We start from the raw sequence: 6,401 nt of genomic DNA on the forward strand, positions 1-6,401 counted from the left end.
TTGATTGTCTCTATGACAATTTTTGATTTCTCCTCAGCACTATATTGCCTTACTTGTTTTTTCATCTCTAGCTCTCCTTTTTTGCTAAAGAATTCTATCTCATTTCTTCTATTTTTGTGTCCAAAATATGGAGACCATTATAATATGGTGAAGATCAAACTGCTTGTCTCCAAGGAGTATTGGAAGATATTGTTAATAGTGTAACTGAAATAAATAAAGATTTTTATAATGAATTTATTAAATTGCAAGAACAAAATTTAGAAGAAGAGAGAGCAAGAACTTCTATCACAGAAACCAATATTCAGGAATTTATTGGCGTATTAGCTAAGAAGTTAATAAATTTTGTTGAAGACAAACCAGTATTACAAGAACGCCTTGCAGACCTTGATTTCGTCACGATAGATATGGAAAAACCACAATATATTAGCATAAAACAGCAAGAGTTTTTAGCACAGATTAATACAGCATTTGCAGAAATCAAAAAATACTTACCTAATTATAATAGAGAAATACCAACATCTGATGAATATGATCTTATAATCAAAATGTTAGCAAAACATCCTCTTATAGAAAAGTTTGCAACAGCCCACTATACATTGCAAGAACTTGCATTACAGCTAGAAGATTATATATCTGCCCATTCATTAGTTAAGGGGTCTTCACCATTGGATGACCAAGATGGTGTTGAAATAATTGGGAATGAAGGATACTAATAATAATTGTCACCCCTGCGAAAGCAGGGAGTTTAGATTCCCGCCATTGCTAAGAATGACACAAGGGCACAACTGTTGAAAGTTAGAAGAGGAAGCGGTTTTAAACCGGATAGTTTAAAAGTCGTATGTGGTCAACGTCTATTAGCGAGAAAGACCGTAGGTCGACGAAGCAATCCATAAAAGTAACCAAAGATGGATTGCCACGACAACTACGTGGCCTCGCAATGACAAAAAACCTATCTAAAACCCGCTTTACCTTCTAACTTTCAACAGTTGTGGACACAAGGGCAGCTGTCACCCCTGCGAAAGCAGGTATCTTAGATTCCCGCCATTGCTAAGAATGACAAGGGACTCAATAGACCTCTTGCATAACCTAAAGATAATTTATGCAAAAGGTCCAATGACAATTAAACCAGCAAAGCATTAGCCACAAACTTAGTTAATGTAGGCGGCAAGAATGATGTTAATTCTTTATTGACTTCATCAATATTCTCTATTTTATTACCATCTCGACTTAAGGTCATCTCACCAGAAGTAACATGCTGCATAACAAGTTCAATGATTTGCTTGTGGTCATTATTACCGTTCATATATCGTAGAGCAAACCTCTCAAAAAGATTAATAGCTACCACTTCATATCTTTGGTTTGTTACCCACATATTAGATGTATGAGTTACCTGATATGAAATAAGCTTTGATGCTTTAGGTTTATCAAGATTTACTTCTTTCCTATTATTCTGTAAGGTGATATTAATATATCCTTGCAACACTAACTTCATGGCATTAGCTAAAAATTCAGCCTTTATTTCATTCAGTTTTGCTCCTTGCAGTTTTTTATTACTACTAACAGCAATTTTATCAAAACTCATTGGATTATTGATATTCTCAGAGAAAGTATAGAGTATCGCTTTCATATAAGGAGAAGATGTTGATAAATTATTATCCTTATTACCATTATGAAAAAACTTGGCGACTTCAGATGAATTAAGGTCTATATCAACAAGAGGCTTTTCTGGCACTATATTAAATGTCATATTAAATTTAGTAATATCCTCATTTTTGATAGCTCTGTTTAATTTAATATTATTGTGACAAAGTAAGGTTGACCTAAATCGACGATTGGTAATGAAGTCCATATATTGTTCTATTCTAACAATATCATTTATTGCTTGTAATTTCTCTACCACTTTTGCCGGCATATTTCCTAGATACATGGTGGAAATATTACAATCAGACAAATACTGTAAATTATTTTTTTTAGCCTCATCCATAAATTCATGAAAATAATATTGTACATTATCTTCTTCTAAATGGTCATGACGCAAATAATGGTCATTTTGTTTGGCAAGTAAACTAGCTTCATTTTGTAATACTTGAGAATAAGGCGATTTAGAAGATTCCAAACTATCATTAACGAATTCAAGTAATAACCTAGATTGAGTAATTTTATCTTGAATGTTATTAAAGGCATTTGAGTGATAAAGCATCATATCTCTTATAGTACGAATCATATTCCAGCCAGGTAGGGTATTATAACTAATATACATGATGCCGTTATCTGATAAATTTTTATTACCTATCTCAAAAATCTTATCCTGGACAATTTTTGGCACCCAAGAGATTACTCCATGACAAATTATATAATCAAATTTACCAAATGATTCATCAATATCCGTAATAGAATAATGTCGGAATTCTATATTTTTAAGTTCTAATCCTTCTTTATGTTTATTAGCTTCATCTATTTGTACTTTAGATAGATCAACTCCAACAAAATGTGCTTTAGGATAATTGACAGCATGAGGTATTAAATTACCTCCTGCCGCACACCCTAGCTCTAAAACCCTTGCAGTCTCAACTGCTGGTGATTGCATACCAAATAACACAGCAAGTGTTTGTAGATGGTATGGAGATGTTAAGGCATACGAATAACTCTCATAAGGCAGTTCATCGTATGTATTCTGAGATGTTGAGGCAAGCTCTAAATTAGCAGTCATATGTTCTCCACACTAAAATTTAAATGTATTATATACTAAAAAGTTTCATGTACTAATAGTCTTTTTACATTAAATTGGTAATTTATAAGTAAATCCTATACCAAATTCTCCAACCACTATGGTTTTTTTGATAGGAATTGCTGGGATAAATTTCTGAGTTTGCATATCCAAAGTATCATAATTAATCTTTATGGAATGAGCAGCTTGTAATTTTACTGCTATATCAACGCTAAAATTACTAGATAAATCCTTAGAAAGCCCAAGACCTACTTGCCAAGCAAAACAATTACTATCAGTGGTTCTAATTCTAAAATATTCTACATCCATTAACTTCCAGCGAGAAGAAGCGGAACTAACTTTTACCTGAGCAATTCCAGCACCTAATATGACAAAAGGAGTCATTTCTTTAATTTTGTCAAAATCATATACAATATTAAGCATATATAAATTGGAAATTATCTTAGTGGCACCCGGAGTTTGTGGTATAATTAAACCGGCAACCTCTTGTTTGGGTAAAACATAATTTAGCCGGTATTGTGGATGATGTGTTGCTGAAAACTCAATAGCCATTTGCGGATAAAAGCTGTAACCAATCTTACCGCTATACATTTTAGAGCTTTCTAAGGTGAAATCACTACCGGAACTATGGCGAAATTTTTTTACCACCGGCTGTACTATTCCGGCTTCTGTCCCAATATAAAAAAATCTCTGATCAGCCTCAGGATTAACCTCATCTGCCTGAGCATTGGTAAAAAACAAGGAGCCTATATAAATAGTAGATAATATTTTTACTAATTTATTCATTATAATTTTATGCTTATTGAAAGCGAGCATTATATAATTATCCACTGATAGGTCAATATAAAAGATTTTTATCTATTAGCGAAAAGAATGGGTAAATCTATAGTAATTGCTTTAGCCGGATAGTTCTATAAGATATATTATGGAAAATAAGGTTAATATATGATTAATATTATTAAAAATTTTTAAAAAATAATATCTTTGTTATTAGTGGCACTAAATTTTATGGTATATTATTATGGATTGCTTCGTCGTGCGGTTTCCGCACTCCTCGCAATGACGTTTTTGGGATGTATATAAGTCATTGCGAGACCACATAGTGGTCGTGGCAATCCAATTGTAGGTACTATGGGTTTAGATTTCCGTCGTTGCTAAGAATGACAAGGGATCCAATGTCACCCCTGCGAAAGCAGGTATCTAGATTCCGCACCAAAGCGGGAATGACAAGGAGAAGCGGGAATGACAGGGTAAAAAACGTCATTGCGAGAAGGCGTAAGCCTCGAAGCAATCCATTTTAATCGTTTTTTGGATTGCTTTGTCGCTACTAAAGTAGCTCCTCGCAATGACGTTTGGCATATATGACATAATATAAATAGTGGTTCTTATGGGAAAAATTACAACAACAAAAGAAGAATTAGATTTTTACAAATCAGATAAAGACTTTCTAAATCAAGCTTTTAGAAACTCTATTATAGCTCAGGACTTTACGGCACTTGAATTATTATTTAAGTCAACTAACTTAAAATCTTGTTTAAAAATAAGCTCCAAGGAATTATTTTATGAATTAGTTCCATTAGTCAAAGATGATAACAATGTAAATATAATAGAACTAATAATTAATGAGTTCAAGGTTGATCTCAGAGAACAAAAAGATTCAGCAGCTAAAGCAACTTTACTTGATCAAGCTGCTATCTATGGATCTGAAAAAATTGTCAGTTTTCTACTTAGCAAAGGATTTAATCCTAATAATCAAGATTTTCAAGGACAAACTTCATTACATAGAGCAATAATTGCTAATAGTTTGCCAACTGTTATTACACTCATTAAAGCTAAAGCAGATTTAAATGTTCAAGATAATCAAAAATTTGCGTCTCTTTATTTCGCACGTTTACTTGAATATACTCCAATAGTCAACGAATTAAAAGCAGCCGGAGCAGAGCTAATTGCTCCAAGTGGTAAATTCTATAATTATGTAGCATTCGCCAAAGAGGTATTGAAGAACAAGGGAAAAGTAACAGCTAAACTTGTAGAACCGCAACCAGAGGAAGATAAAATCTTAGGCTTTTACAAAGGAATGGCAGATTTTTATAAAGCTATTTTATCAGAAAAAAATAACGAAAAATATTTTGTAGGTGCGATCGATGGTATAAAAAGCTTCCTTGAGCAATTAGCAAAACCTTCTGAGAAGATGTCATCTGATGAAATGCCATATGTCATTAACAGCTTAGAAACGTTAATTAGATTATATAAGCACTATCAATATCAAGGGAGTGCTGAATTGCAAAAATATCTAATAGATAAAGCTATACCCTTGGAGTTATCTACTATTCTGACAGTATTATATAATATAATGTGTGTAGAGTACTTAGAAGTAGCAGATGGCAATAATGCCATTAAATATGCTGAATATGCCCATAATTATCTAATTAAGAGTTTCAAAAAACTACCAGCTGGAACATATAATGAATCGTTATATGAGATCTTATTTAATCTAGGATTAGCGTGGAAACATTCTGATATAGCAAAGTCTTTAGAGTATTTTTCTCAGGCGGAAAAATTAACGCCAGATGATCAAGGGGCAATAATGGAACAATTAAACCATTATATTAATAATGGTGATATTTACAATATTTCAAGGCAAATAGCAAAAATTAAAGATAGTGCTATTAGAGAGTTGTATCAAATAATGCTTAATATTGTTGGGTCTGCACCAAATTTTTCTATTTTAACAGCATTAGAAAACCATGCAAAGACGTTAACAGATCCAGCACTGCAAAATTTATCTACAATAATGCTGCAATTTGCATCTAAGCAAGATGCTTCCCTTGCAGAATTAGGTACGTTTTTTCAGAATAATACACATCAGAACGATTATTTAGCGATTTATAAAGAAATATGGATAAAATTCTTTTACAACATAAGGAATTTAACAAAGCCATTGAGTGTTGAAATGAAATCACTATTTGTTGTACAAAGGAGCTTAATATACCAATTAAATTATTTAAAATATTAAAAATTTGTAAAGAAGCTGGGTTATGGCAAGAAGGGTTAGAATTTATTAACCAGCAGTACAAACAATATCCTGAAATTTTAGGACATCATACTTTCCCTCTTCTTAAATATCTAGAATTTATATTTTATAATCTGAACCCTGCTTACAGTTTCTAAAAGAGAATGCTAGTTTAGGCGATAGGTCTGCTCTGTTACTATCCTCTGCTCAAGATTTTGCTTTTTATATAGCTGTAGAAAAAGAGGATTTTAACACAGCCATGTGTTATTTAAATAACGTAACTAGTTTAGATTCATCAACTATAGCCAAAATAAAGATACTTAGTTCATTACTAGCAAGACTTCAAAAAGAGCAGGAACAAGTCCCCCTACCCCTAGCCCAGGCTGCTACCATAGAGACTGCAGAAGAGAATAATATTGTTTCAATCGATTTGATCAAGGATACTGACAAGTTAAATGAGTTTATTAGTAATCTTACTCCGAGGTCAATACATGCTTATTTTCAATACCAGAAAAAAGCTTTACTTAAAAAGTCATTAGACACTGCTACTAAAGAACAGCCAGCTACTTGGAATACTGGTAAAACGTCAATTCGGGATAAGGTTATAATTTAGAGGAAAGTCGAAATTGCAATTTATGGAAGGTTTATTTTTCTTAAGAG

The 6,401-nt window shown here is 32.6% G+C and carries 4 protein-coding genes and 1 pseudogene; 3 read left to right on the plus strand and 2 right to left on the minus strand.

The features are described 5' to 3' along the window. Positions 1-179 precede the first annotated feature (179 nt). The gene (locus RiCNE_RS05125; protein WP_094649527.1) at positions 180-713 is read left to right on the plus strand and encodes a hypothetical protein; all 534 of its coding nucleotides are present in this window, start codon (positions 180-182) and stop codon (positions 711-713) included. A gap of 407 nt (positions 714-1,120) precedes the next feature. Here the strand turns inward: RiCNE_RS05125 and RiCNE_RS05130 are convergent. Next, positions 1,121-2,689 (minus strand): annotated as a pseudogene (locus RiCNE_RS05130) (methyltransferase regulatory domain-containing protein); the annotation flags it as partial. 90 nt (positions 2,690-2,779) lie between these two features. Continuing rightward, on the minus strand, positions 2,780-3,514 hold the full coding sequence (locus RiCNE_RS05135) for a porin family protein (RefSeq protein ID WP_133062948.1): 735 nt from the start codon (positions 3,512-3,514) through the stop codon (positions 2,780-2,782). A 601-nt stretch (positions 3,515-4,115) separates the two neighbouring features. Here RiCNE_RS05135 and RiCNE_RS05140 point away from each other — a divergent pair. Continuing rightward, a complete protein-coding gene (locus RiCNE_RS05140; protein ID WP_094649529.1) occupies positions 4,116-5,744 on the plus strand; it encodes an ankyrin repeat domain-containing protein in 1,629 nt (542 codons plus the stop codon). 256 nt (positions 5,745-6,000) lie between these two features. Further along, the gene (locus RiCNE_RS05145) at positions 6,001-6,354 is read left to right on the plus strand and encodes a hypothetical protein (protein ID WP_094649530.1); all 354 of its coding nucleotides are present in this window, start codon (positions 6,001-6,003) and stop codon (positions 6,352-6,354) included. Positions 6,355-6,401: the final 47 nt, after the last annotated feature.

It is taken from the genome of Rickettsia endosymbiont of Culicoides newsteadi (assembly GCF_002259525.1).
GTDB lineage: Bacteria > Pseudomonadota > Alphaproteobacteria > Rickettsiales > Rickettsiaceae > Tisiphia.

What these genes read in the sequence shown, in the direction of transcription:
- RiCNE_RS05135 (WP_133062948.1), bottom strand. Translation starts at nt 3,514, where the DNA reads ATGAATAAATTAGTAAAAATATTATCTACTATTTATATAGGCTCCTTG.
- RiCNE_RS05140 (WP_094649529.1), top strand. Translation starts at nt 4,116, where the DNA reads ATGGGAAAAATTACAACAACAAAAGAAGAATTAGATTTTTACAAATCA.
- RiCNE_RS05145 (WP_094649530.1), top strand. Translation starts at nt 6,001, where the DNA reads ATGTGTTATTTAAATAACGTAACTAGTTTAGATTCATCAACTATAGCC.